General features: G+C 73.0%; 19 protein-coding genes and 2 pseudogenes. 9 read left to right on the top strand and 12 right to left on the bottom strand.

Annotated features, from left to right (window positions below; all coding sequences use genetic code 11):
• Nucleotides 1–590: 590 nt before the first annotated feature.
• Together GT045_RS30480 and GT045_RS30475 are read left to right on the top strand one after the other, a co-directional pair.
• Entirely contained in the window at nucleotides 591–2417 is a 1827-nt protein-coding gene (locus GT045_RS30480) for an AMP-dependent synthetase/ligase (RefSeq protein WP_161336137.1), read from the top strand.
• Nucleotides 2418–2565: 148 nt separating this feature from the next.
• Nucleotides 2566–3402 (top strand): aldo/keto reductase, encoded by an 837-nt coding sequence (locus tag GT045_RS30475; RefSeq protein ID WP_161297762.1) that lies wholly within the window; start codon nucleotides 2566–2568, stop codon nucleotides 3400–3402.
• A gap of 188 nt (nucleotides 3403–3590) precedes the next feature.
• Here GT045_RS30475 and GT045_RS30470 read toward each other — a convergent pair whose 3' ends face one another.
• Entirely contained in the window at nucleotides 3591–4202 is a 612-nt protein-coding gene (locus GT045_RS30470; protein ID WP_161297761.1) for a hypothetical protein, read from the bottom strand.
• Nucleotides 4203–4409: 207 nt separating this feature from the next.
• On the opposite strand from GT045_RS30470, the gene GT045_RS30465 reads away from it, so the two are divergent.
• Nucleotides 4410–5105, top strand: coding sequence for a glycoside hydrolase family 75 protein (locus GT045_RS30465; protein ID WP_161297760.1), 696 nt, complete (start codon nucleotides 4410–4412; stop codon nucleotides 5103–5105).
• A 13-nt stretch (nucleotides 5106–5118) separates the two neighbouring features.
• Here GT045_RS30465 and GT045_RS30460 read toward each other — a convergent pair whose 3' ends face one another.
• The 6 genes and pseudogenes from GT045_RS30460 to GT045_RS30440 form a co-directional block, all read right to left on the bottom strand.
• The gene (locus tag GT045_RS30460) at nucleotides 5119–5826 is read right to left on the bottom strand and encodes an SDR family oxidoreductase (RefSeq protein ID WP_161297759.1); all 708 of its coding nucleotides are present in this window, start codon (nucleotides 5824–5826) and stop codon (nucleotides 5119–5121) included.
• A 144-nt stretch (nucleotides 5827–5970) separates the two neighbouring features.
• Nucleotides 5971–6197, bottom strand: a pseudogene (locus GT045_RS40115) (SAM-dependent methyltransferase); the annotation flags it as partial.
• A 29-nt stretch (nucleotides 6198–6226) separates the two neighbouring features.
• Nucleotides 6227–8023 (bottom strand): glycoside hydrolase family 6 protein, encoded by a 1797-nt coding sequence (locus GT045_RS30455; protein ID WP_161336136.1) that lies wholly within the window; start codon nucleotides 8021–8023, stop codon nucleotides 6227–6229.
• A gap of 31 nt (nucleotides 8024–8054) precedes the next feature.
• On the bottom strand, nucleotides 8055–9548 hold the full coding sequence (locus GT045_RS30450; protein ID WP_161336135.1) for a cellulose binding domain-containing protein: 1494 nt from the start codon (nucleotides 9546–9548) through the stop codon (nucleotides 8055–8057).
• 307 nt (nucleotides 9549–9855) lie between these two features.
• A complete protein-coding gene (locus GT045_RS30445) occupies nucleotides 9856–10614 on the bottom strand; it encodes a class I SAM-dependent methyltransferase (protein ID WP_161287671.1) in 759 nt (252 codons plus the stop codon).
• Nucleotides 10615–10619: 5 nt separating this feature from the next.
• On the bottom strand, nucleotides 10620–10925 hold the full coding sequence (locus GT045_RS30440; RefSeq protein WP_161287672.1) for a 4a-hydroxytetrahydrobiopterin dehydratase: 306 nt from the start codon (nucleotides 10923–10925) through the stop codon (nucleotides 10620–10622).
• Nucleotides 10926–11207: 282 nt separating this feature from the next.
• On the opposite strand from GT045_RS30440, the gene GT045_RS30435 reads away from it, so the two are divergent.
• The 4 genes from GT045_RS30435 to narJ all read left to right on the top strand — a co-directional run bounded on the left by GT045_RS30435 (nucleotide 11208) and on the right by narJ (nucleotide 14106).
• Nucleotides 11208–12035, top strand: coding sequence for a helix-turn-helix transcriptional regulator (locus tag GT045_RS30435; RefSeq protein WP_161288916.1), 828 nt, complete (start codon nucleotides 11208–11210; stop codon nucleotides 12033–12035).
• A 145-nt stretch (nucleotides 12036–12180) separates the two neighbouring features.
• Nucleotides 12181–13044, top strand: coding sequence for a helix-turn-helix transcriptional regulator (locus tag GT045_RS30430; RefSeq protein WP_345942803.1), 864 nt, complete (start codon nucleotides 12181–12183; stop codon nucleotides 13042–13044).
• Between the two features lie 82 nt (nucleotides 13045–13126).
• Entirely contained in the window at nucleotides 13127–13612 is a 486-nt protein-coding gene (locus tag GT045_RS30425; protein ID WP_161336134.1) for a hypothetical protein, read from the top strand.
• Nucleotides 13612–14106 carry a nitrate reductase molybdenum cofactor assembly chaperone gene (narJ, locus tag GT045_RS30420; RefSeq protein ID WP_161287078.1) on the top strand — a complete coding sequence of 165 codons (495 nt, stop codon included), beginning with the start codon at nucleotides 13612–13614 and terminating at the stop codon, nucleotides 14104–14106. Before GT045_RS30425 ends, narJ begins: the two co-directional genes overlap by 1 nt.
• A gap of 114 nt (nucleotides 14107–14220) precedes the next feature.
• Here narJ and GT045_RS30415 read toward each other — a convergent pair whose 3' ends face one another.
• The 3 genes from GT045_RS30415 to GT045_RS30405 form a co-directional block, all read right to left on the bottom strand.
• Nucleotides 14221–14646, bottom strand: a complete 426-nt coding sequence (locus tag GT045_RS30415) for an OsmC family protein (protein ID WP_161287079.1) — start codon at nucleotides 14644–14646, stop codon at nucleotides 14221–14223.
• 230 nt (nucleotides 14647–14876) lie between these two features.
• Complete coding sequence (locus GT045_RS30410; RefSeq protein ID WP_161336133.1) at nucleotides 14877–16976, bottom strand: phage holin family protein; 2100 nt, start codon at nucleotides 16974–16976, stop codon at nucleotides 14877–14879.
• Between the two features lie 145 nt (nucleotides 16977–17121).
• On the bottom strand, nucleotides 17122–17553 hold the full coding sequence (locus GT045_RS30405; RefSeq protein WP_161287081.1) for a hypothetical protein: 432 nt from the start codon (nucleotides 17551–17553) through the stop codon (nucleotides 17122–17124).
• 84 nt (nucleotides 17554–17637) lie between these two features.
• On the opposite strand from GT045_RS30405, the gene GT045_RS30400 reads away from it, so the two are divergent.
• Nucleotides 17638–18411 (top strand): MBL fold metallo-hydrolase, encoded by a 774-nt coding sequence (locus tag GT045_RS30400; RefSeq protein WP_161287084.1) that lies wholly within the window; start codon nucleotides 17638–17640, stop codon nucleotides 18409–18411.
• Complete coding sequence (locus GT045_RS30395; protein ID WP_161287082.1) at nucleotides 18408–19019, top strand: VTT domain-containing protein; 612 nt, start codon at nucleotides 18408–18410, stop codon at nucleotides 19017–19019. Before GT045_RS30400 ends, GT045_RS30395 begins: the two co-directional genes overlap by 4 nt.
• A 14-nt stretch (nucleotides 19020–19033) precedes the next feature.
• On the opposite strand, the gene GT045_RS30390 is transcribed toward GT045_RS30395, so the two are convergent.
• Nucleotides 19034–20260 (bottom strand): MBL fold metallo-hydrolase, encoded by a 1227-nt coding sequence (locus GT045_RS30390; RefSeq protein WP_202529170.1) that lies wholly within the window; start codon nucleotides 20258–20260, stop codon nucleotides 19034–19036.
• Nucleotides 20257–20562: pseudogene (locus GT045_RS30385) on the bottom strand (pyridoxal phosphate-dependent aminotransferase); the annotation flags it as partial. The gene GT045_RS30390 and the pseudogene GT045_RS30385, both read right to left, overlap by 4 nt.

Genomic DNA, 20562 nt, shown 5'->3' with positions numbered 1-20562 from the left:
AGTCCGCCGCGAACGCGCTGGCGGCGGCGGTCCTGGCGGGCGGCGAGCGACTGCGGCGCAGCGGCGGCTGACGACGACGGGCCGGGGTCTGACGCGGGTCGGGGCCGAGGCGGGGCAGGGCCGAGGCAGGGCAGGGCCGAGGCGGGGCAGGGCCGAGGCAGGGCTGAGGCGGGCGGGTCGGGGCGGAGGCAGGGCACAGGGCCGAGGCGGGCGGGTCGGGGCCGACGCGGGCGGGTCGGGGCGGAGGCGGGGCAGGGCCGAGACGGTCCGGGCGTCGAGGCGGGCCCGGCGTCGAGGCGTGCCCGGGGAGCCGGTGCGGAGGGGGGCGGGGGCGTCCCGGTGCCGTGAGGTGCGGTAATCGGCGCGTACAGATTCGGTGGAGATTACGGTACCGAAACTTACTGACCCGTCAGTATTGTGTCCGGCCCTTCCCCATGTGCGGGGGTTTCCCGGTCACGTTCCGGGAGGAACGAGAGGTTTGCTCAGATTCCGCCCCCCTCCCGTACGCCGACGCCGTGGGGTAGCTTTCACCGCGCTGTGCGGTGCACGGGCCACCAACGGCACTGAGGCGCGAGAGACGGGGAGCGAGGTTGCGCGAGTTCCACAACCCTCCGCTGGCGTCGCCGCCGCCGGTGGGCGGTCTGGCAGACGCCGTCTTCGAGCATGCCCGGACCGACCCCCTGCACATAGCGCTCGGCCGCAAGGACGACTCCGGGCAGTGGCGGGACGTGACCGCCGCCGAGTTCCGCGACGAGATCCTCGCCCTCGCCAAGGGGCTGCTCGCCCGCGGCATCCGCTTCGGCGACCGGGTCGCGATCATGTCCCGCACCCGCTACGAGTGGACCCTGTTCGACTTCGCCCTGTGGGCCATCGGCGCTCAGGTGGTGCCGGTCTACCCCACCTCCTCGGCCGAGCAGTGCTTCTGGATGCTGTACGACGCCGAGGTGTCCGCGGCGATCGTGGAGCACGAGGACCACGCGATGACCATCGCCACCGTCATCGACCGCCTGCCCCGGCTGCGCGAGCTGTGGCAGCTGGACGCCGGCTGCGTGCGGGAGCTGTACGACGCCGGGGCGCACCTGGACGACGAGGTGGTGCACCGGCACCGGCAGGCGGTCACCCCCGACTCGGTCGCCACCGTCATCTACACCTCCGGCACCACCGGCCGCCCCAAGGGCTGTGTCCTCTCGCACGCCAACTTCATGTTCGAGGCGGACACGATGATCGAGCGGTGGCAGCCGGTCTTCCACACCAAGAAGGACGACGAGGCGTCCACCCTGCTCTTCCTGCCGCTGGCACACGTCTTCGGGCGGATGGTGGAGGTCGCCGCGATCCGCGGCCGGGTCCGCTTCGGACACCAGCCGCAGCTGCACGCCGCCGCCCTGCTGCCCGATCTGGCCGCGTTCCGTCCGACGTTCATCCTCGCCGTGCCCTACATCTTCGAGAAGGTGTTCAACGCGGCCCGCCGCAAGGCCGAGAAGGAGGGCAAGGCGGGGCCGTTCGAGAAGGCCGTCGACATCGCCGTGAAGTACGCGGAGGCCGTGGAGGCCAAGGCGTGGGGCACCGGGCCGGGCCCGTCGGCGGGGCTGCGGATGCAGCACCAGCTGTTCGACAAGCTCGTGTACGCGAAGGTCCGCGCCGCGATGGGCGGCCGCATCCGCAACGCGATGTCCGGAGGATCGGCGATGGACCGCCGGCTGGGACTGTTCTTCGCCGGCGCGGGCGTGCAGATCTACGAGGGCTACGGCCTGACCGAGTCGACGGCCGCGGCGACCGCCAACCCGCCCGAGCGCACCCGCTACGGCACCGTGGGCCGGCCCATCCCGGGCATGAGCGTGCACATCGCCGACGACGGGGAGATCTGGCTGCACGGCGGCAACGTCTTCCAGGGCTACCTCAACAACCAGAAGGCCACCGACGAGACCCTGCACGACGGCTGGCTCGCCACCGGTGACCTGGGTTCGCTGGACGAGGACGGCTATCTGACCATCACCGGCCGCAAGAAGGAGATCCTGGTGACCTCCGGCGGCAAGAGCGTCTCGCCGGGCGTGCTGGAGGAGCGGGTCCGCGAACATCCGCTGGTCAACCAGTGCATCGTGGTCGGAAACGACCGCCCCTACATCGCCGCCCTGGTCACCCTGGACCAGGAGGCGGTCGAGCACTGGCTGCAGATGCGGGGCAAGCCGAGGCCGGCCCCGGCCCAGCTGGTGCGCGACGCCGACCTGGAGACGGAGGTGCGGCGGGCGGTGGTCGCCGCCAACACGCTCGTCTCGCAGGCCGAGTCGATCCGCACCTTCCGCATCCTGGCCCAGCCGTTCACCGAGGAACACGGCCTGCTGACGCCGTCGCTGAAGCTGAAGCGGAAGGCGATCGAGAAGGCGTACGAGAACGAGGTGGAGGCCCTCTACCAGAGCTGACGCCACGCGTCCCCGCCCGGCCGCCCTCCTCCCCGGGCCGCTGACGCGCGGGCCGGCCGCGACGGATTTCGCGGTCAGGAATGCGAGGCGGCGCGTGATCGTTGACGATGGGAGTACCACCTGTCGACAACCGAAGGATCAAAGGCTCGTGAGCAGCAAGGTCCCCCCGATCATCCTCAACAACGGCGTCGAGATGCCCCAGCTGGGCTTCGGCGTCTGGCAGGTGCCGGACGACGAGGCCGAGCGGGCCGTCGCCACGGCGCTTGAGGCCGGATACCGCAGCATCGACACCGCCGCGATCTACGGGAACGAAGAGGGCACCGGCAAGGCCGTCGCCGCGTCCGGCCTGCCCCGCGAGGAAGTCTTCGTCACCACCAAGCTCTGGAACAGCGACCACGGCTACGACTCCACGCTGCGCGCCTTCGACGCGTCGCTGGAGAAGCTGGGGCTCGACTACATCGACCTGTACCTGATCCACTGGCCGCTGCCGTCCCGCGGCGAGTACACCGACACCTACAAGGCGTTCGAGAAGCTGCACGCCGACGGCCGCGTCCGCGCCATCGGCGTCTCCAACTTCCTCCCCGAGCACCTGCGGCGGCTCATCGCGGAGACGTCGGTCGTCCCCGCGGTCAACCAGATCGAGCTGCACCCGCACCTCCAGCAGCGCGAGGCGCGGGAGTTCCACGCGGAGCACGGCATCGCCACCGAGGCGTGGTCGCCGCTCGGCCAGGGCAAGGGCCTGCTGGAGGTGCCGGCGGTCGTCGCGATCGCGCAGAAGCACGGCCGCACCCCGGCCCAGATCGTGCTGCGCTGGCACGTCCAGCTCGGCAACGTCGTGATCCCGAAGTCGGTGACGCCGTCCCGGATCAAGGAGAACATCGAGGTGTTCGACTTCAGCCTCGACGACGAGGACCTCGCGGCGATCAGCGCGCTCAACGAGGACCGGCGGCTGGGTCCCGACCCCGCCACCTTCGACATGAGCTGACACCGGGCCGGGACCGGCGCCCCGGCCCGCACGGCCGTGCGTCCCACCGGCGGGCAGGCGCGCGGCCGTGCGCGCTCCCTGGGCACGCGGCCGTGCGTGGTCCGAACCACGCCGCACCTTCCCGAGGCACACCGCACGATCCCGCGGGCACGCGGCCGTGCGCGGGCGGCGGTGGGTACCCGGACGGCTCAGTCGAAGCGCACGTCCGCGTACACCACGTCGAACTCCTCCAGGCCGACCACGTCCACATGCGCCTTGGCCGACGCCTCGTGCCGCACGGCCGCCACGGCAGCGCGCGAGGCGGCCAGCGAGGCGCGGTCGACGAACAGCACGCCCGCCACGGCCAGCCCCCGCTCCCGGTCGATCATCAGGGACGTCCTGGCCAGCCCCGCGAGGGACTCGACCCGCGGCACCACCGTGGCCCTGAAGGTGTCGACCACCAGATCCCCGTCCCGGGGGTCGAACTCCATCCTGGTCGCGCGCAGTCCGCCGCCCTGCCGCGGATGCTCGATCTGGTGGAACACCGCCACCTCGTAGTTGGCGACCGACACCGTGCCCGCGAACGGCTCCAGGAGCCCGCCACGCCGCTCGCGCATCACCTCGTCGCTGTTGCGCCGCGCCTTCTCGCTCTCCCACCAGCTCACCGCGAGCAGCTTGCCGAGTTCCCGGTCCGCGAACACACCCGCTCCGCGGTACCCGGGGCGCTCCTCGAGCAGGTCCCGTCCGCCGCTGTTCAGCGACCTCAGGGCCGAGTCCAGCAGTGCGGGATCACCGGTCGCGTACACCGCGCGTACGAACATGTGCCTCGCCTCCGGGGACGGTGACCGCAGACAGTGCCGGCCGGTCTCACCCGTCCGGCCCAACCAGTCTCTCCAGCGAGCTAAAACACCGCAATACGCGCACGATTCAGCCGTTCGTCACACCGGGGTTGACGAGGGCATGCCCACGGGTTCACGGTGGAGCACACCCGGTAAGGAAACTTTCCTAACAGAAAGGTGCTCCCCCACATGCGCCTCCGCACACTCACCCTCGCCGCGGCGTCCGGCACCGCCCTGCTCGCCGCCGGGCTCCTCCCCGCCCACGCCTCGGCCGCCCCCGCCCCCAGGTCCGCGCAGGAGGGTTCGGTCAGCGCCGCCGCCCTGCTGGCCAAGGTGACGTCCTGTTCGCAGATCTCCAGCGGCAAGTACAAGACCGACGACGAGACGTCGGCCACCGTGCCCGTGTGCGGCAAGAACGGCGCGGTGTTCTGGAAGGCCGACATGGACGTCGACTGCGACGGCCAGCGCACCACCAACTGCAACGAGGACCGCGACCCCTGGTACCAGGACGACACCGCCTTCCACCAGTCCGACGGCAAGCCGCTGAAGGCGGAGACCCTGCCGTACGTCGTGGTGCCCAGCACCAGCAGCATCTGGAACTACTCCGGCGCCGGCATCAAGGGCGGCGGTGTGGTCGCCGTCGTCTACGGCAACAAGGTCGAGTACGCCGTCGTCGGTGACACCGGCCCCACGCAGATCATCGGCGAGGCGTCGTACGCCACCGCCAAGGCACTCGGCATCGACCCCGACCCGGAGACCGGCGGCACCGACTCGGGCGTGACCTACATCCTGTTCAAGAACTCCAAGGTCTCCCCCATCGAGAGCCACAGTGCCGCGGTCTCCCTCGGCGACCAGCTGGCCCAGCAGTTCATCGCCAACAACTGAACCGTGAGGTACGTCAGTTGGGCTGTCCCAGCGGGCGGATCACGACGGTGTTGACGTCGACCCCGGCCGGCTGCCGGATCGCCCAGACGACCGAGTCGGCGATCTGGTCCGAGGTGAGGAGGTGCCCCGGGGGCAGGCTGCCGTAGCTGTCCCAGAAGGGCGTCTCCACCCGGCCGGGGGCGACCAGGGTGACCCCGATGCCGAACTCCGTGACCTGACGCCGGGTGTTCTCGGCGAGACCGGTCACCGCCCATTTGGTGGCACCGTAGATGTTGCCCGGTGTGTTCACCAACCCGGCGACGCTGCCGACGAGGACGATCCGCCCGCGGGTCTCCTTCAGCGCGTCGACGGCGGCGCGGACGAGGAGTGCCGGGCCGAGGACGTTGGTGAGGACCATCTCGGTCCAGCCCGACGGGTCGCCGTCCACCACACTGTCGTGGGTCGCGAAGCCGGCGTTGGCGACGACGGTGTCCAGCCGGCCGTACGACTTGAGCGTTAGGTCGACCGCGTTCTGTACGTCGCCGAAGTCCGAGGCGTTGCCGACGACCGTCAGCAGCCCGTCGGGACGTCCCAGGCCGTCGGCGAAGTCCCGCAGCCGCCGCTCTCCGCGTCCCGTGACGGTGACCCGGTACCCGGCGTCCAGCAGCTGCCGCGCCACGGCGGCACCGATCCCGCTGCCGCCGCCGGTGATGAGCGCGACCGGAGCGTCGTGCGTGGTCATGTCTGGCCCCTGTTCGTCGATGAAGGCCCTCACCTCACCACTTGGAGAGCACTCCAGGTCAAGTGCCCCGCGCAGACGACCAGATGGGCGGCGGGAGCCGACCCGGCGGGGCTACGCGGGACGTACCGCGGTGTGGAGCGTGTGAAAGGTGCGGGTACGGGTGTGCCCCAGGCCGGCGGCGGTGAGCAGGGCGGCCCGGTCCTCGGTCTCGGCGACGTGGCCCGGCAGGTCGGGCGCATCCGGGCGAACCAGTCCTCCTCCGCCACGTCCAGGCGCGCCCGCAGCCCGGGGCGGCCGATGCCGATGCCCTGGGGCAGGAAGCGGACGGGCGGACCGCCTTCGAGGAGGGCCGGCCCGCCGGGGCCGGGCGCCGGTGCCCGGCCCCGGCGGGGTCACCGCACTAGGGCAGCGGCGGGTAGGCGTTCCGCATCAGCTGCTGGAACTGGGCGGAGAACCAGTGCCCGGCCAGCGGCGAGTTCGCGAGCGCCCCCGTGGGGTTGTAGCCGTTGCGGGCGTTGCCGCCGTAGGTGGGGTCGCACATCCGGTCGAAGCCCTTGCCCTCGCCGTTGTCGATGGCGGAGCTGGCTCCGTCCGACTCCCCCGGGGGCTTCACCCACACATAGGCGTCGATCCCGGCCGCCGGAGCGGCGGTCGGCCGTTCGCCGAGACCGGCGCCGCTCTGGTTGCACCAGTTGCCCGCGTGGATGCGCCGGTCGACCCGGCTGCCGTTGACGTAGTCGTCGACGGAGGTGAGCGGGCCGGACCCGGTGGGCCGGGCCGCACCGCCCCAGCCGTTGCGGGAGGTGTCGATCAGCATGCCGAGGCCGGAGTCGAACCCGGCCGCGACGAGCTTGTCCCGCAGCCCCTGCGCGAAGGACTGCTCGTCCACGTACTGGTTCCAGTCCACCCACTTCGACTGGCGCACGGTCTGCCCGTTCACGGTGTCGGTGACCTTGAAGTAAGGCTCTTTGACCGGGCCGTAGTTGGCCGTGTTGACGATGAACCCGGTCACGTCGTTCACACTGGCGCCGTCGGTCGTGGCGACCTTGTGGAACTCCTGGACGGCGGGGCCGAGGTTGGAGTCCCAGCCGAGCCAGCCGTGGTGCCCGGCGTCGATGTAGTTGTAGACGTTCGGGATGGCGCCCAGCTTGTCGAGGGCGTAGCTCACGCCCTTCTCGTAGTTGCCGTTGGACTTCATGGTCACGCAGGCGTCGGTGGTGGTGCTGGTGCCGCCGGCGTTGGTGACCAGGTTGGGCAGCGAGTCCGGTTCGATGACGGTGGCGATCCGCAGGCCCGCGTACTTCGCGTCGGACAGGACGGACGCGATCGGATCGATGTACCGCGTCTTGTACTTGTCGAGGTCGTTCGGCCCCAGTTCCCCGTTCGAGGCGAGCGCGGCGCAGTCGCGGCCGGGCAGGTCGTAGACGACGAGCTGGACGACCAGCTCGCCCGAGCCCTTCTGCTTCAGCGCCTCGTCCAGGTGGGCACGCAGTCCCATGCCGCCGTCGACACCGTCGATGGCGGCGATCCGGTCGAGCCAGACCGCGGTGGGCCGGCCGGCGACACGGCTGCCGCCCGGTTCGGCCGCGGCCCTGGCCGACCACTCCGGGTTCACGTAGACCTTGGCGCCGGTGTAGGGGTTGCCGGCACGGCTGCCGGTACCGCCACCACCGTCCCCGCCACCCGTGCCCCCGCCGGTATCGCCACCCGTGCCGCCGCCGGAGTCCCCGCCCGTCGCGCCGCCGGTGCCCCCACCCGTGCCGCCGCCCGTACCCCCGCCGCCGACGTCGCAGGTCACGCCGTCGAGCGTGAAGGTGGCGGGCACGGAGTCGGTGCCGCTGTAGGAGGCGTTGAAGCCGAAGCCGACCGTGCCGCCGGTGGCGAGCGTGCCGTTGTAGCTCTCGTTGGCCGCGGTGACCGTCCTGCCGCTCTGGCCGATCCTGGCGTTCCAGCCGCTGGTGACCTTCTGGTCGCCGGTGTACGACCACTGCAGCGACCAGGCCGACCTGGCCGCGCCGTTGTTGGTGAGGGTCACGGCGGCGGTGAAGCCGGTGTCCCACCGGTTCTGGATCCGGTAGTCGACGCTGCAGGGGGCCGCCGCGTCCACGGCCCCGGCCGGTGCGATGAGCAGGGCCGTCCCCGCCGATCCGGCGACCAGCGTCAGGGCGGCGAGCAGTGATGTCCTGGTACGACTCATGGGTGCGGGTTCCTTAAGGGTTCTGTGGGAGTCAGGGGTTGAGGGCGCGCAGGTGGTCGCGCAGCCCGACGCCGTACGCCGTGGGTGTGCCGTCGTAGGCGGAGATGAGGGACGGCCCGCTGGAGCAGTCCCAGGTGTTCCAGGTCCAGCCCAGGTACGAGAGGCCGTGATCGTCGAACCACTTCATGGCCCGGTCGGTGTACGCGTGCGAGCAGGTGTTCTCGCCGATCTCCCCGGCGACCAGGGGCACCTGAGCGGCGACCGGGGCGAGCGTGGAGTTCCAGCAGCTCTCGTCCGCACAGGCGTTGAAGTTGTAGCCGTGGTAGGCGGCGGCGAGCTGACCGGCCGGGTCGGCCGGCCGGTACGCGGTCCACCGGCTGAGGTCGTTCGCGTAGGCGAGCCCGCCGGCCATGATCACGTTCTTGGCGCCGGTGCCCCGGACGGCGTCCACGAGGTCCTGCATCCCGGCGACCTCGTAGGGGATGCCGGGGCAGGTGCCGCCGTCCCGCCAGCACGTCCAGGCGTCCGCGGCGTCGGCGGTCGCGCGGTCCGGGTACGGCTCGTTGAAGAGGTCGAACACGGCCGCCCGGTCGTCCTTGAAGGTGCTCGCCACCGACTTCCAGAACGAGGGCGAGTACTGCATGTCGGGCATCGGTTTCTGGCAGGTGGCGTGCACGTCGGAGCAGCCGGCCGAGTTCCCGGCGTACCGGCCGTACGACCAGTGCAGTTCGACGACCGGGGTCATGCCGTGCGCCTCGACGCGCGACACCAGGTCCCTGACCGCGGCGACGTAGGCGGCGCCGCCGTACTCGGGCCTGACGCCGGGCAGACCCAGCCAGCATTCCTCGTTCAGCGGGATCCGGACCGCGTTCGCCTTCCAGTCGGCGATCGCCCGCAGGGCCGCGTCGTCGACCGGGCCGTCCCAGATGCCGCGGCCCTGGACGCACATGAACTCGCCGCCCGAGCGGTTGACCCCGAGCAGCCGGCGGGGGCGGCCGGAGGGGTCCACGAGTGCGTTCCCGGAGACGTGCAGAGCGGGGGCGGTGCCGTCGGCAGGCGGTGGGGTCGTGGGCGGGGTGGGCGGGGTGGGCGGGGGGTCCGTCGGCCCGGCGCCCGCGTCGCAGGAGGCGCCGTCGAGCGTGAACGCGGCCGGCTGGGCGGTGCTCCCCGACCCGGACGCGAGGAACCCGGCACTGACGCTCGCACCGGTGCCGAGCGTGCCGTTCCAGCTCTCGTCGGCCACGGTCACCGTGGTGCCGGACTGCGACCACCTGCCGTTCCAGCCCTGGGTGACACGCTGGCCGCCGGGGAAGTCGAAGCGCAGGGTCCAACCGGTCAGCGGTGACGAGTCGTTGGTGATCCGCACCGAGCCCTGGAAGCCGTCCGCCCACTGGCCGGTGACGGCGTACTCCACCGTGCAGGCGGTGGTGGCTCCCTGAGCCGACACCACCGGGACGATCGCGCTCGCGAACAGCGCGACGGCTCCGGCGATGACTGAAAGTACCGAACGCGGGGGGTGCCGCATGAGCGACTCCTTGCAGTTGGGCGCGTCGTGGCGGACGCGTCGACTGAATGGAACCGCTCCCACTGGTGCGAAGGAAGGTAGCGCCGACCCGGTGCGTTGCCCAGGGGCGCCGCCCGACTTTTCACCGAGGGGCACGTCGAATCAGTTCGGCTCTTCGGGCGTCTTGACCGCGCCGGGCGACTTGCCCACTATGGGAGCGCTCCCACTGATGCACGGCTTGACACCCCCACACCGTCGGCCCGCAAGGAGGCAACCGGGGCGTGGATCCCCGACGAAGAGCGACAGCACCGGCGCGTGTCCGGACGGATCACCCGTCAGCTGCCGTCGCCGGTTTACGGAAGGCGCGCATGCCGAAGCGCGGGTCGGGACGCGGGCGGTCCTGGTCCGGGAGTGCGGCCAGGCGCGCGGCGAACTCCTCGGTGCGCGGCTCGCCGGGCGGCAGCACGCTGAACCAGCCGCGGCGCAGGTCGGCGATGGTCGCGCGCGGGCTGCGGCCCTGTCCGGTGCCGGGGAAGACGGCGTGACCGGCGGGCCGGAGCCCGTGCCGGCCGGCATGGGCGGTGACGAGGCCGGCGGCGTCGGGATCGGGGCGGCGCGGACGGGAGGCGAGGACGGCGTCTATGTCACTGCCGACGTCGTGCGCGGACGCCTTGTCGACCGTGGTGACGTACACCCCGCCGGGGCGCAGGACGCGGGCGCACTCGGCGACCACCGCGCGCACGTCCTCGGCGTCGTGCAGCAGGTGCAGCAGCCACACAGTGGTGACCGCGTCGAACGTGCCGTCGGCGAAGGGCAGACGGCGGCTGTCGGCCCGCACGATCGTGCCGGGCAGCCGCGCCGACGCGAGGCGGACCATGGCGGGGGTGAGGTCCGCGCCGGTCACCCGCAGCCCGGGACGCGCGGCGGCGAGCCGCCGGGTGACGATCCCGGTGCCGCAGGCGAGGTCGAGGAGGCGGCCCCGCCCGGCCGGTATCAGTCCGAGGACGGCGTGCGCGGCTGCTTCGGCACGGGCCTCGCCGCCCCGGGAGGCGTCGTACCCGTCGGCTTCCTTCTCGTAGTCGAGCACACCGCTCAGTGTGCGCCATGGCCGCGGGCGATGTCCTCCACCCTGTGGGCGAGGGTGAAGTCCTTCGCGGTGACGACCCCGCCCGCGCTGTGGGTGTTCACGCTGAGGGACACGGAGTTGTAGCCGAGGGTGAGGTCGGAGTGGTGGTCCAGCTCGTCCTGGATCCCGGCGATGTGCACGACCAGCGCCGCCGCGGCGAAGTGCGAGCCGAGCCGGTAGGCGCGGGTGAGGCGGTCACCGTCCACGGACCAGCCGGGCAGTTCGGCCAACCGGTCCTCGATCTCCTTCTGCGACAGCGGTTCGACGGCCATGTCCGGGGCTCCTTTCGGTGCGTGTCCCCGTACGGGGCGCAACGGGTACGGAGTCAGCCTGCCACGCCGGCGGTGGGGGCCGTGCTGCGACGCGTGTCCGGCGCACGCGCGCCCCCGGACCGCGGGCTCGTCGATGCCGGCCGGGCGCGGGCACGTCGGCGGGGACCGGGATCGGCTCTTCGGCGCCGGCCGGGCGCACGCACGTCGCCGCGGGCCGGGATCGGCTCTTCGCCGCGGACCGGGGCTCGTTGCCGTGCGCCGTCCTCGACTAGGGTCGGCGGCATGACGATCGCCGCATCCGACCCGACCGTCTCCGCCGCCGTCACCGGGCAGGGGGTGGGCCCACTGCTGCGTGCCTGGCGCGAGCGGCGGCGGCTCTCCCAGCTGGAGCTGGCTCTGCGCGCCGACTCCTCCGCGCGGCACATCAGCTTCGTGGAGACCGGACGTTCCCGGCCCAGCGAGGAAATGGTGCTGCGGCTCGCCGAGCGGCTCGACGTACCGGTGCGCGAGCGCAACGCCCTGCTCCTGGCCGCCGGTTACGCCCCGCGTTTCCGGCAGACCCCGCTGCAGGACCCGGCGCTGGACGCGCTGCGCGCCGGCATGGAGCGGCTCATCCGGTGTTACGAGCCCTACCCCGCCCTGGTGGTCGACGCCGGGTACACGGTCGTCGCCGCGAACCGGGGCATCGCCATGCTGCTGGAGGGCGTCCCGGAGTCGCTGACGGCCCCGGCGCCGAACGCGATGCGCCTGACCCTGCACCCGGAGGGGCTGGCGCCGCGCATCCGCAATCTGCGCGAGTGGCGCGGGCATCTGCTCGCCCAGATGGAGCGGGAGATCGCCCTGCACCGCTCGGACCGGCTGCGCGTCCTGTACGAGGAGGTGGCGGCCTATCCGGTGCCCGAGGAGCCGCCCGGCGCGGAACCGGCCGAACCCGTCCCGTACTTCGCGCTGCCGCTGCGGATCGAGCACGCCGGGCGGATCCTGTCGTTCGTGTCCTCGATCTCCACGTTCAACACACCGATGGACGTGACCGTCGCGGAACTCGCCATCGAGACGTTCCTGCCGGCCGACCCGGCGACCGCGAAGTACCTGCACACGATGGCCGGTTGAGTCCGCGTCGGCGCCTCGCCCGGCGTCGGCTGCCGGGGGGCGGCCCTCGTGTTCCCTGCTGTCCGGTCCGCCTCGGGCACGTGTGCGAGGCGGCGACACGTGACAGACTGCATCCCGCATACCGGCGCGTAGGGGAGGGCGTGGCGTGAGTGAGCGGCGGGCTGCGCCCACCGTGGGTCAGGTGGTGCTCGGCAAACGGTTGCAGGAACTGCGGGAGGCGGCGGGCCTCAGCCGCGAGGAGGCCGCCCGGGTCCTCCGGGTGGCGTCGGCGACCGTACGGCGGATGGAGATGGCCGAGGTCGCGCTGAAGATCCCGTACGTGCAGGTGCTCCTGACCACCTACGGGGTGGCCGAGGAGGAGGCCGACGCCTTCGTCCGGCTCGCCGAGGAGGCGAACCAGCCCGGCTGGTGGCAGCGGTTCCACGACGTCCTGCCCGATTGGTTCAGCCTGTACGTCAGTCTGGAGGGCGCCGCCCGGATCATCCGCTCCTACGAGCCGCACTTCGTGCCCGGTCTGCTGCAGACCGAGGAGTACGCACGCGCGGTGCTGGAGGCGGGCACGATCGGGCAGACCTCGCCGGAGGCGGTCGAGCGGCATGTGTCGCTGCGCATGGAACGCCAGCGGCTGCTGGAGCGGCCCGATCCGCCCCACCTGTGGGTGATCATGGACGAGACGGTGTTCCGGCGTCCGGTCAGCGTGCGGCCCGAGGTGCTGCGGGACCAGCTGGACCGGCTGCTGGCGTACGCCGAGCGAGACCGGGTGACGCTGCAGATCGCCGAGTTCGCGGCGGGCCCGCACCCGGGGACGTACGCGCCGTTCACGCTGTTCCGGTTCGCCGAGCCGGAGCTGCCGGACATGGTGTTCACCGAGTACCTGACCGGCGCCCTCTACCTGGACTCGCGCCAGGAGGTGGCCGCCCATCTGGAGGTGCTGGACCACATGACGGCCCGGGCCGCCTCCGCCCAGCGCACGCTGAAGCTGCTGCGGGAGTACCGCGAGAGCGTCTGACCCGCGGAGCACCGGCCGGCATGACCCGTACGGGTCTGCGAACAGGTGGGTTCCCGGGGCCGCCCCTAGGTTCGGAGCAGGGGTGAACCGAGGGAGCGGACGTGACCGACACGCGGATACCGCCGAGGGAGCGGGCGGCCGGCTGCACAGGCCGGCCGGGATCTTCTCCGACCCCGGGCTCCCGGAGATCAAGGACCACGACGGGCCCTGGACGCACGAGCACGCGAACCTCCCCGACGCCCCGCTCGGCGACGGCTGCGCCGGGGCGCGGCCCGTGTCCTCGGTCACCGGCAAGCCGATGAGGATCCAGTGGTCGGCGAACGGGGACGGCGACCTCGCCGGCGCCCCGGCCCACGGCGAGCTGGACCGATGGTCGAGCGGACCCGGCGAGAGGCGTCCGAGAAGGCGCTGTTCGCGTGCGAGCAGACGTCCATGTTCCGTCTGCATGCGCGGGGACGGCCCGTTCGGCCAGGACTCCGGTGGCCGCGGGAACCTGCCGCCGGGGTCCGGGGAGAACTTCCGTCTGCTGCGCCGACGGCAGACGACCGACGACGCGAAGGAGGCGTGATGCCCTCGGACGCGGTGCTCTACCAGGCGGCGGCCCTGTGCCTGACCTATCCGGACGACGACCTGATCGCCCGGCTGCCGCTGCTGCGCCAGGCCGCCCCGCAGCTGCGGGAGTTCACCGACCACGCGGCCGTGACCCCCCAGCGGGAACTGGCCGCCCACTACGTGCGGGTCTTCGACTCCCGCAACCGGCACAGCCTGTACCTGACCTGGTGGCACGACGGAGACACCCGGCGGCGCGGGATGTCCCTGATCCGCATCAAGGAGCTCTACCGGCGGCACGGCCTGGAGTTCAGCGGCGAGGAACTGCCGGACTTCCTGCCGGCCGTGCTGGAGTACACCTCGCGGACCGGTGACACCGGCCTGCTCACCGAGTACCGCGACGGGCTGGAGCAGCTGCGCGCCCGGCTGACCGCCTTCGGCACACCGTACGCGGGCGTCCTGGACGCGGTGTGCGCCACCCTGCCGACCGCACCCGCCGGGGTACGCCGATGACCGTCCTGCTCTCGGGCGCCCTGCCCCGCGTCGCCTTCGCCTCACCGTACGGCGGGACGGCGACCGGGGTGTGCGGTGTCCGCCGCGCCCCGGCGGGGCGCGGCGGGAGGGGCCTCAGGCCAGCTCGGCCGTCAGCGTGATGGTCGTACCGCTCAGGGCCTGGCTGACCGGGCAGTTCTTCTTGGCGTCCTCGGCGGCCGAGGCGAAGCCGTCCGCGTCCAGGCCGGGCACCTCGCCGCGCACGGTGAGGTGGATGCCGGTGATGCCCTCACCGGGCTGGAAGGTGACGTCGGCCTTGGTCTCCAGCCGGGTGGGCGGGGTGCCGGCACCGGCGAGGCCGTGCGAGAGGGCCATGGAGAAGCAGCTGGAGTGGGCGGCGGCGATCAGCTCCTCGGGGCTGGTCTTGCCGTTCGCCTGCTCGGCGCGCGAAGGCCACGACACGGCCTGGTCGCCGATGCCGGAGGAGTCGAAGGAGACGAGGCCGCTGCCCTCGACCAGGTTGCCTTCCCAGACGGTGTGCGCGGTGCGCGTGGTTGCCACGATGCTTCCTTTCACAAGTGACGCGGAAGGGGTTCCGGTGCCTCCCTATCCGATCACATCCGGGCTCGTCACACTCCGAGGACCGGCCCACGCGGCGTGAACGGAAGGTGACTTCCCCCGCCGGGGGGCCGGTCTCCCGCCGGCGGAGGCGGCTTTCCCGCAGGTCCGGCGTCCCCGCGGAGCCGGGCGGGCGGGGCGCGCCGGTGCGTGTCGGTGCGCGCGGCCGGATCTCAGGCGGCCCGCTCCTCCGCGACGTCCGGGCGGAGCGGCACCTGGGGGCCGTCCAGCTCGCCCAGCCAGCGGCGCAGGACGCGGTGGACGTGCTCGGCGCCGGTCAGTTCCTCCCCGTCCCCGGCCGGCGCGGAGAGGTCGCGCGGCCAGAGCAGGAACGGGCGGGACTGGGCGCCCCCGAGCCCGCCGTGGGAGCCGATCTGCTCCTCGAAGGCGAGGACTTCGCCGTCGGCGGGGTCGTACGCGGAGTTCACCATGATGTCCGCGGTGTGCGGGAAGGAGTGGGTGCGGCGGACGGCGTCGGCGGCACCGGGCCCGAAGCGGGCCAGTGGCCCGGAGTCGTCGTCCAGTTCGGCCAGCGGGACCTCGGCGCCGTACGCGCCCAGCACCACGCCGTCGTGCGCCTCGCTGCGCACCAGCAGGAAGCCGATGCCGGGGTGGTTGGCGAGGGTGCTGAGGAGGGCGGGGTGGCGGGCGTCGATCTCCTCCTTGGTCATGCGGTGCGGGACGTCCGGGAAGGAGACCAGGCCGAGGTTGCCGGAGGCCAGCACGACCGGCTCCGAGTCGCGTCCGGGGCGGTGGTGCTCGCCGTCCTCCTCCACGGGTCTGCGCAGTGCGGCCCGGACGGCGGAGCGGGCCTCGGCGCCGCTGCGGGTGCGTTCGGCCCGGCGGGGCACGTGCAGTCCGCAGCCGGCCCGCACCAGGTCGCCGAGGGTGAGGCCGTAACGGGAGCGAAAGGTTTCGCCGGGACTCTGTCCGTGGTCGGAGAGGACGACGATCCGGTAGGGCCGCGGAGCCTGTTCCGCCACCCGTTCGAGGAGGGCGAGGGAGCGGTCGAGGCGCCGGAGCACCTTGTCGGCGTCGCGGCTGTGCGGTCCGGAGTGGTGGGCGACCTCGTCGTAGGCGACGAGGTCGGCGTAGACGACGGTGCGGCCGGCGAGCATGTCGCCCAGCACCGCGGCGACGACGACGTCCCGTTCCACGACGGTGGCGAAGGCCCGTATGAAGGGATACAGGCCGCCCCGGCCGACGCGCGGGCGCTGCCCCCGCAGGCGCGCCCGCGTGGACTGGCCGATCTCGCGGCCCACCTCGGCGACGAAGGACAGGGCGGTGCGGACGGCGTTGGCGGGATCGCAGAAATAGGCGAAGTAGCCGTCGCGGGAACGGTTCGCCCGGGTACGGCGGCGCGCCGCTATCGACAGCACCAGGGCCTGTTCGCCGGCGCCGCCGCTGAAGAGGTTGCCGCGGCTGGCGCCGTCGACGGCGAGCAGTCCGCCGTCGCCGGTGCGCAGCACGGCGCGGTGCTGCAACTCGACGGCGCTGGTGGGCCGGTTGCACACCATCACCTCGCCCCGGTCCTTCTCGTACCAGCGGAAGGCCGGCACGTCGAAGGTGCTGCCGTGCAGGATGCCGAGCTGGCTGGCACCGGTCTGGCTGGACCAGTCGGTGCGCCAGGGGGCGAGACGGTGCGTGGCGGGGGTCCGGCCGGCGGCCGTCGGGGCGCCGTCGCCGGCGGACAGCCAGCGGGCGACCGTCGGCATCAGGCCCTTGCCCACGGCTGCCGTGAGGACGTCGTGGCCGACGCCGTCGAGCTGCACGCAGAGCAGGCCGGGGGCGGTGGGGCAGGGCGGCTGGGTCCGGCGTCCGCGCGTGGCCAGGCGGTGCAGGCGGCGCCGGTAGGTCTCGTCGTCGCGCACGGCGAGGGCCGCGCCGGTGGCGGAGGCCACGGCGGACATGACGGCGGCCACGATCACGGCCGTCTCGGGGGCGGCCTCACCGCGGCCGGAGGGGTTGATGCGCAGGGCCAGCAGCAGCAGGGAGCCGTTGAGGAAGAAGACCAGCAGGCCGAGCACGAAGGCGGGCACGAGCAGCAGCAGACGGACCAGGAGCGGCCAGACCACGGCCGAGAGGATGCCGAAGGCACCCGCACCGCAGGCGGCCGTGACGGCGATGCGGGTGGAGCTGTCACCGTCGTCGCTCTGCAGCTGGAAGTCGGGCAGCAGCCCGGCGAGAGCCAGCATGGTGGCCGTGGACACCGCCCACACGACGACGCTCCGCCCGACCTGACTGGCGATCCGCCGCCACCGCATGCCTCGCATGCCCCGCACACCTCACGTCCCGGCCCTCCCGCGCGCTGCGTGCGGCGGAGGCCCGACTCTCGCTTCGCCGGCCCGGTCGGGCCGGCTCCACCTTGTCACACGAGGCGCGGGCCGCCCGGAGGGGCCGCCGGAGGGCCGGGCGGGGTCACCGGCCGTCGTAACCGGCCGTCGGCATCGACAGCCGCCGGTGCACCCGGGCCTTCATGTGCGCGTCGTACGACGGCTCGGCCCGCCCCACCGTCTCCACCCGCACGCCCCGGCGCGCGCACTCGGCGGTGAACTCCTCCACCGACGACAGGGCCCGGCGCAGCACCCGCAGGCTGGGCGCGACGAACAGGTCCTCACCGGGACGCACTCCGTCCCACAGGGCGCAGTGGTCGAAACGCAGTCCGCCGACGAGGAGTTCCCGGGCCACCACGTAACCGCGCTCGGCGGCCCAGCGGGCGCACATGGCGTGCTGGCTGCGCGAGTCCACCAGGAAGGGGTCGGCCTCCAGCTCCTCCAGGGGTGTCAGGCTCGCGATGGCGGTGACCCGCACCGGCATGAGCGCTCCGAAGGCACCCCGCAGTTGTCCCATTGCGTCCCCCTCACCTCCGGGTTTCGCCGCAGACCCTACTCCTGCCCGTAGGCTTCGGGGAGTCGCGTGAAGGAGGCGAAGAAGGTGCCGGTGGAGATCACCTGGTGGGGTCACGCCACCTGCACGGTCGAGGATGCGAACGTCCGGGTGCTCACCGATCCCCTGTTCGCCCGCAGGCTGGCGCACCTGCGCCGCCGTCAGGGGGCCCTGCCGCCCGCCGGGGCCCGCCGGGCGGACGTGACTGTCGTCTCCCACCTCCATGCCGACCACCTGCATCTGCCGTCGCTGGCCGGCCTCGCCCCGGGCACGCGCCTGCTCGTGCCCCGGGGCGCACGCCGGGCGGTACCCGGACTGCGCCGGCTGCGACAGCTGTGGATCACCGAGGTGGCGGCCGGGGACGAGATACGGGTCGGCGAGGTGCTGATCCGGGTGGTGCCGGCGCTGCACGACGGCCGCAGGCTGCCGGTGGGCCCGCAGCGCTCCCCCGCGCTGGGCTACGTCGTCGAGGGCGAGGCGCGGACGTACTTCGCCGGGGACACCGGGCTGTTCGACACGATGGCCGAGCGGGTCGGGCCGGTGGACGTGGCACTGCTGCCGGTGGGCGGCTGGGGGCCGTATCTCGGCGAAGGGCACCTGGACGCGGGGCGGGCCGCGCGGGCGCTGGCCCGGCTGGCGCCGCGGGCGGCGGTGCCGGTGCACTACGGGACGTACTGGCCGATCGGCATGGACGCGGTGCGCCCGCACGAGTTCCACGCGCCGGGCGACGAGTTCGTGCGGCTGGCGGCGAAGGCCGCGCCGCAGGTCGCGGTGCACAAGCTGGGGCACGGGGAGAGCATGCGGCTGGAGGTCGCCCGGTGACCTGGCTCGCCGAGGCGACGAGAACCGTGACGACCGGGTACACCGGGCAGGCGGCCGGCTATCCCTCCCTGTTCCTGCTGGTGTTCCTCGGATCACTGGTGCCGGTCGTGCCGACGGGGGCACTGGTGAGTTCGGCGGCGGTGGTCGCCTTCCACCGCCCGGAGCCCTTCACGTCGGCGCTCGTGTTCGCGGCGGCCTCCTCGGCCGCGTTCCTCGGGGACATCGCCCTGTACTGGCTGGGACGGCGCGGGATGCGGTCGAAGAACGGGTCGCGGTGGCTGGAGGCGATCCGGTCGCGGGCGCCCGAGGAACGACTGGCGCAGGCGCGGGGGAAGCTGGCGGAGCACGGGGTGGCGGTGCTGGTGCTCTCCCGGCTGGTGCCGGCCGGCCGCATACCGGTGATGCTGGCCTGTCTGATGGCGGAGTGGCCGCTGCGCCGGTTCGTGCGCGGGAACCTGCCCGCCTGCCTGGCCTGGGCGGCCACCTACCAGGTGATCGGCATAGTGGGGGGTTCGTTGTTCCCGGAGCCGTGGGAAGGGGTGGTGCTGGCGGTCGTGCTGACCGTCGTGATCAGCGCGGCGCCCGGTCTCGTACGGCGGGTCAGGTAACGCCGGTGCCCGGGTCACTCCAGCACGCGTGAGCCGCCCACCGGCAGGTCCCACAGGTCCTCCCGGTCCAGTCCGGCCTTCTCCCAGGCCGCCCGGGCCCGGGTGAGCGGTTCCAGGACCGGCTCCGCCGAGAGGATGAACGTCCCCCAGTGCATGGGGGCCATCCGGCGGGCCCCCAGGTCCTGGGTGGCCCGGACCGCTTCCTCGGGGTCGCAGTGGACGTCGCTGAGCCACCAGCGCGGGTCGTAGGCGCCGACGGGCATCAGGGCGAGGTCGATGCCGGGGTAGCGGCGGCCGATGCGGGAGAACCAGTGGCCGTAGCCGGTGTCCCCGGCGAAGTAGAGGCGCTGCCCGAGGGTGTCGGTGAGGATCCAGCCGCCCCACAGGCTGTGGCAGGTGTCGGTGAGGGTGCGCTTGGACCAGTGGTGGGCGGGCACGAAGTCGAAGCGCACTCCGTCGAGTTCGGCCCCCTCCCACCAGTCCAGCTCGGTGACGCGGGTGAACCTGCGCCGGCGGAACCAGGCGCCGAGGCCCGCCGGTACGAACACCGGGGTGTCGCGCGGGAGCCGGCGCAGGGTGGGGGCGTCCAGGTGGTCGTAGTGGTTGTGGCTGATGACGACGGCGTCGACGCGGGGCAGGTCCTCCCAGGGCACACCCACCGGTGTGATGCGGGCCGGGGTGCCGAGGATGCGGCGGGACCACACGGGGTCGGTGAGGACGGTGAGTCCGCCGATCCGGACGATCCAGCTGGCGTGTCCCGCCCAGGTGACGGCCAGGGTGCGGGTGCCGACGCGGGGCAGCGGTGCGGGTTCGTACGGCAGGCGGGCGGTGTCGGCCAGACCTTCGGGGCCGGGGCGTACGGCCCCTTCGCGGGCGAACCGGGCGAGCGCCTTGAGACCGGGCAGGGGCGCGGTGAGCCGGTCGTGGAACGTGCGCGGCCAGACCCGGTGTTCGCCGAGGGGGCGGGGCTCGGCGAGCGGGGGGAAAGGGGACGCGGGAGCCGGGGCGCCGGGTCCGCCGGCGGTCACGGCCGTCGCTGCCGGGGGCGTCGTGGCCGGGGGCGTCGCGGTGGTGGCCGCCGTGGTCGGGGGCGCCGCCGTGGTGGCCGGAGGCGCCGTGGTGGTCGTCGCGGTGGTGGCCGCCGTGGCCGGGGGCGTCGCGGTGGTGGCCGGGGGCGCCGTGGTGGGCGTCGCGGTGGTGGCCGCCGTGGTCGGACCGGGCTCATGCGTCTGCTGCGTCATCGAGGAGGCTCCCATCGCTGAGCGTCGTCGCGGAGATCGTCGAAGGCCGACCTCAAGGAGATCAACGAGCGTTGCACGTGTGGCAGTTCCAACGGTTCGGGCGACGTGAGGCATTCCGCGCGCTCCTCGTCCGTGCCGCCCAGCAGGGCTCCGGTGGCCAGCCGCACCCGCAGCGCGCCGAGGTCGTCGCCGAAGCGGTGGCCGCCCGGCGCGGGCATGCCGAGCCGGGCGGTGAGGAGGTCCTCCAGATCCTGTGCGTCGCCGACGCCCCGGGCGGCGAGCGGTTCGCGCAGCGGCCCGAG

Origin of the sequence: Streptomyces sp. SID486 (genome assembly GCF_009865385.1) — a bacterium.
Classification (GTDB): domain Bacteria; phylum Actinomycetota; class Actinomycetes; order Streptomycetales; family Streptomycetaceae; genus Streptomyces.
This window is presented reverse-complemented; position numbering and strand designations above follow the sequence as displayed.

Excerpts from the sequence above, each read along its gene's own strand:
- GT045_RS30465 (WP_161297760.1), top strand. The coding sequence starts at position 4,410 with ATGCGCCTCCGCACACTCACCCTCGCCGCGGCGTCCGGCACCGCCCTG.
- GT045_RS30410 (WP_161336133.1), bottom strand. The coding sequence starts at position 16,976 with ATGCGAGGCATGCGGTGGCGGCGGATCGCCAGTCAGGTCGGGCGGAGC.
- narJ (WP_161287078.1), top strand. The coding sequence starts at position 13,612 with ATGCCCTCGGACGCGGTGCTCTACCAGGCGGCGGCCCTGTGCCTGACC.
- GT045_RS30390 (WP_202529170.1), bottom strand. The coding sequence starts at position 20,260 with ATGACGCAGCAGACGCATGAGCCCGGTCCGACCACGGCGGCCACCACC.
- GT045_RS30470 (WP_161297761.1), bottom strand. The coding sequence starts at position 4,202 with ATGTTCGTACGCGCGGTGTACGCGACCGGTGATCCCGCACTGCTGGAC.
- GT045_RS30405 (WP_161287081.1), bottom strand. The coding sequence starts at position 17,553 with ATGGGACAACTGCGGGGTGCCTTCGGAGCGCTCATGCCGGTGCGGGTC.
- GT045_RS30440 (WP_161287672.1), bottom strand. The coding sequence starts at position 10,925 with ATGGCCGTCGAACCGCTGTCGCAGAAGGAGATCGAGGACCGGTTGGCC.
- GT045_RS30435 (WP_161288916.1), top strand. The coding sequence starts at position 11,208 with ATGACGATCGCCGCATCCGACCCGACCGTCTCCGCCGCCGTCACCGGG.
- GT045_RS30455 (WP_161336136.1), bottom strand. The coding sequence starts at position 8,023 with ATGAGTCGTACCAGGACATCACTGCTCGCCGCCCTGACGCTGGTCGCC.
- GT045_RS30460 (WP_161297759.1), bottom strand. The coding sequence starts at position 5,826 with ATGACCACGCACGACGCTCCGGTCGCGCTCATCACCGGCGGCGGCAGC.
- GT045_RS30450 (WP_161336135.1), bottom strand. The coding sequence starts at position 9,548 with ATGCGGCACCCCCCGCGTTCGGTACTTTCAGTCATCGCCGGAGCCGTC.